General features: G+C 54.4%; 4 protein-coding genes and 1 pseudogene. All 5 read right to left on the minus strand.

Translation table 11 applies throughout. The annotated features are described in order from the left end of the window. Nucleotides 1–1,278 (minus strand): annotated as a pseudogene (locus tag AQS70_RS08110) (RHS repeat protein); the annotation flags it as partial. A gap of 139 nt (nucleotides 1,279–1,417) precedes the next feature. Then, on the minus strand, nucleotides 1,418–1,681 hold the full coding sequence (locus AQS70_RS08115) for a PAAR domain-containing protein (RefSeq protein WP_055102346.1): 264 nt from the start codon (nucleotides 1,679–1,681) through the stop codon (nucleotides 1,418–1,420). Next, nucleotides 1,678–2,124, minus strand: a complete 447-nt coding sequence (locus AQS70_RS08120) for a hypothetical protein (RefSeq protein ID WP_055102347.1) — start codon at nucleotides 2,122–2,124, stop codon at nucleotides 1,678–1,680. The genes AQS70_RS08115 and AQS70_RS08120 overlap by 4 nt, the downstream gene beginning before the upstream one ends. 233 nt (nucleotides 2,125–2,357) lie before the next feature. Beyond that, complete coding sequence (locus AQS70_RS08125; protein ID WP_055102348.1) at nucleotides 2,358–2,741, minus strand: hypothetical protein; 384 nt, start codon at nucleotides 2,739–2,741, stop codon at nucleotides 2,358–2,360. A gap of 2 nt (nucleotides 2,742–2,743) precedes the next feature. Beyond that, on the minus strand, nucleotides 2,744–4,122 hold a 1,379-nt coding region (locus AQS70_RS08130; protein WP_187331795.1), incomplete at its 5' end, for an RHS repeat-associated core domain-containing protein.

Consider the following 4,122-nt stretch of genomic DNA (forward strand, 5'->3'; position numbering starts at 1 on the left):
GTCGATGCGCGGGTTGAGGGCGTCGTACTGGTGTTGCCAGACCGCGGCCTGCGGGTGCGACAGGTAGCGCAGGTGCTGGTGTTCGCGGGTGGTGTTGCCTGCGGCGTCGTAAAACCATTGCAACTTGCAGGCGGCGTTTTCGGCCAGCAGCAGGTTGCCGTTGCCATCGTAGGCGAAGGTTTCGGTCTGCCTCACCTGGCCCTCCCTTTGCCCAGCATGGTGGGCGGTCAGGCGGCCGAGCGGGTCGTAGTCGTACTCACAGACCCGGTCGCCATCGAGACGGCGGGTCGGTTGCTGGCTGCCGTGGTCGTACAGGTAGTGGGTGGTCTTCTGGTCAAAGCCGGTCTCTTTGAGCAGGTGCCCGGCGGGGTCGTATTTGAAGGTGGCACAGGCGTTGTTTTCGTTGCGCAGTTCCAGCAGTTGACCGAGGCGGTCCCAGCGGTAGTCCAAGGTGGTGCCGTTGGCCTGCTGGCGTTGCTTGATCAGCCCGGCTTCGGTGTACTGCCACACCGTGCGTTGGCCCAGAGCGTCGGTGTGGCTGAGCAGGCGGCCTTCGGCATCGCGCTCAAAATGCTCTTCGGTTTTGTCCGGCAAGGTCAGGCGCACCAGATGCCCGGCACTGTAGTGGTAGATGGTGATGTTGCCCGCGGCATCCGTAAAACGGCTGAGTTGGCCGAGGGCGTCGTATTGCCACTGGCTGACTTTGCCCGAGCAGTCGGTGTAGCGGATCAGTTGGCCATCGGTGTTGTAGGCTAGTTGCTTGCTGCCGCCGAGGGCGTCGGTGATGACAGTGGGCAGGTTATCGGCGTTGTAGGCGTACTGGGTTTTGTTTTCCAGCGGGTCGAGGGTCTCGATGATGTTGCCGCGCGGGTCGTAGTCGTACTTCCACAGCCCGCCTTCAGCGTCGCGGGTTTTAAAGCGCTGGTCTTGGTCGTCGTAGGCGTGGTGGATGCTGCTGCCGTCGGCGCGGGTGTGTTGCAGCAGGTTGCCGCGATCATCGTAGGCATAGCCGTCGGTGCTGCCGTCGGTGTGGATATGGCGGGTGACGTTTTTGGCGGCATCGCGAAACAGCCACTCTTCGTTGCCGTCGGGGTAGATGATGCGATAGGTGTAACCAAGGATGTCGTAGTAGTGCCAAGTTTCCTGGCCGAGGGCGTCGGTGACGTAGGTGAGGCGGATATTGGGGTCCCATTCCAAACGGGTGTCGTAACTGCCGTCATCGGCCCACTCGCGCACGGCTTTGGCGGCCGGGCCGTCGCCTTGCCATTGCAGGTTCATGCCGCGCCCGGTGCGGTCGGTGTAGCGGGTGATTAGGTGGTGCTGGTAGTGGTAATCCCATTAGGTGTCGCAGGCATTGGCGACGCTGGGCCAATGCCGGTGATGCTGGTTTGTTAAAGAGCGGCAGTGGTTTACATGCTCAGCGGTGCACCGATGCCCGCGAGCCGCTGGCGATCAGGCTGGCACCGCAGGCGGTCTTCATACCATCCAGTGCCACCGCAACGCCGTTGACGGAATAGGTGCTGCTGCCCTCGACAATTGGAAATGGCCCCTTGCACAAGGGGCACATCACCAGGTTGCCTTTACCCGCCATCGGCTTGCCGTTGAGGTTGGTGTGAGGGATGGATTCGATGACCGAGCCCCCGTGGTCGGTGGTGTCGCCGAGGCGGACTACGCTCTTCATTTCACGGTGCTCGCTTTAGTTTTTAATTGGTGTTCTTCGAAGTCATGAAGTGCGTTGCTGATGTTGGATAAAAGTCTCTTTTCATCGCGCAGCTCCCCTAATATTTTAGATTTATCAATCATTAAGTTCAGGCAGTTTAGGACTCCGGCTGTGATAGTTTTTATGAGGTCTTCGCTTGCGGTGTTGACCCATTGTTCGATAGGAAACACTAGGTCGATGGTTATGCATTTATCTTTTTTTAGATATTTCATGCGTTCAGAACCTTTTGAGTCGAAATTTTGCGCTTTGCCTGATACTCGGAACGCAATTGCGAGCTTTGATAAAGTTTGAAAGTAGCCGTCGGATATGTTGGCTTTGAAGCAATCATTTAATTTCTTTTGAATTGGCCAAAAAATCCCGTCTGCTTTGGGGTCGCCATATTGCCCGCTTATTTGAATTTGCATAAATGGCCTCATTATTTCCGTCTTGAACCTGATCAACGCAACGCCATTGACGGAATCGGTACTACTGTCCTCAGTAGTCAGGAAGTCCCTTGCACAATGGGCACTTCACTAGGTGCCTTTATCCGCCATTGGCTTCCCATTGAGGTTGGTGATGGATAGATTTAATGAGCACTCCGTCGTGGTTCGTGGTGTTGTAGAAGCGTATTATGTTTTTCATTTGTCTACTCAACTTACTAAGATGCGGTATACAAATACTTTAATTTAAATTGTCCGCTATCATGAAAAAGATCAAAATTTGCTGAAATTTCTTCTTCGCCCTGTTCGCTAAATAGTTTGCAGTTTATTCTCCAGCAGTCGGTATCTTCATCGGCACCATAAATATCCAAGATATTATCTTCTAGAAGATGAGGGGGGTTTCCTTTCTTGGGTGGTGGTTTCAGTTGGTAGTTCTCATTTCCAAAATAGTCATCCAGATATTCGCGTGCTTCATTATATATTGCTGGGGTCATTCCGTACTTGGTTTCAAGTTCGGTAAGATTTTTTTTATTAAATATGGATATAAAGTTCTCTATCATATTGTAAGAGAGTTCGAATATTTGTTTTTGATTCATAATCATTGTTATCGGCCTCTTCTGTTTTTTGGGAGGTTGGTTCTTGTTCCAGCATTCGCTCCAAGGCCGCTTAAGTAGCCTCGGGCTTTCAGGACTGCACATTTTGATTCTTGACTGCCAATGCCGGCAGAGCGTAGAGCTTTGAAGGCTACTACAGTTTCAGAACCAACTAAACCGCCAGCAGTACTATTGTTTTGGGTCTGAGAGGCGTTGTAATGCTGTGTGCCTCTGGTTGTCCCGTCCGCATTTCTTCCTTGTAGTGTTATGGCGATTGCTGAACGGTGTTTGTAGCCGGGTACGGAGGCGACAGTGTTGTCTTGGTAAATGTGGTGAGAGTCATATTGTGTACCTTTGTTTCGTTTCGTGAGATTGCCATGGGTGTCAACGTCTAGCCCAGCATCGGTAAGGACTTTTTCGCAGTCACGTTCACAGGGGCAGGAGCTAAGCCCAAACGGATCAACCCACCCCACCGGATTCGGCGCATACGCATAAACATTCAGCCCACCCGCAAACCCGATCGGATCTTTACCGATAAACCGTCCGACCTGTGGATCATAGTACCGATAGCGGTTGTAGTGCAGCCCAGTCTCTACATCGAAGTACTGCCCCTGAAAGCGCAGCGGGTTGCGGATGTCTGCGCGGATTGCGCTGTCAGTACGCTGTTCCTTGGCCAACCCCCATGCTTGATAGGTCCCACTCCACGCGATCTCTCCACGCTGGTCGGTGAGTTCCATTGGCGTGCCGAGGTGGTCGCATTGGTACCAGGCCACGGCGCTGAACGGTTGCGCCTGCGGCTTGTGCAGCCACAGCGGGTCGCGGTCGATGTTGTAACCGCCCTCGTAAGTAGGTTCGGGCAGTAATGCAATGCAGCGATGTTTAACGGCCTGCGCCACGGGCACGAAGCTGCCGGGCTCGTAGAAGAAGTGGGTGAGGCGGTCTTCGCTGTGGGTTTCGCCGTTGCGACTTTCAAAGGCCAAGGTGTCGCCGTCCCAGCCATAAATCGTGTAGCCGCAGCCGTATTTTTCATCCAGTTTGCGCTCTTCGTTCTGGTTCCAAATCGGGCCGGCTTCGCGTTTTGGCTGGTATTTGGACTTTGACAGTTTGAACAGCCGCCGCCCTAAGGCGTCGTAAGCGAATTTGGCAGTCAGGCGGTCGTCTTCGTAGCGGATCAGGCGGTCGTACAGGTCCCAGGTGAAGGTGGCCTTTTTGCCGTTGTCGATCTTTTCCAGCAGGTTGCCGCGGGTGTCGTAGGTGTAGTGCTGGCCGACGTAGTCGCGCAGCAGGTTGTCGAGCAGCTTGGGCGGCGGGTAGTGGCTGGGCTGGCGTGGGGCTTTGGGGTCGAGCAGGTTGCTGGCCGGGTCGAAGGCGAAGGTTTCTTCGCCCTTGA

The organism is Pseudomonas endophytica (assembly GCF_001411475.1).
Lineage (GTDB): Bacteria > Pseudomonadota > Gammaproteobacteria > Pseudomonadales > Pseudomonadaceae > Aquipseudomonas > Aquipseudomonas endophytica.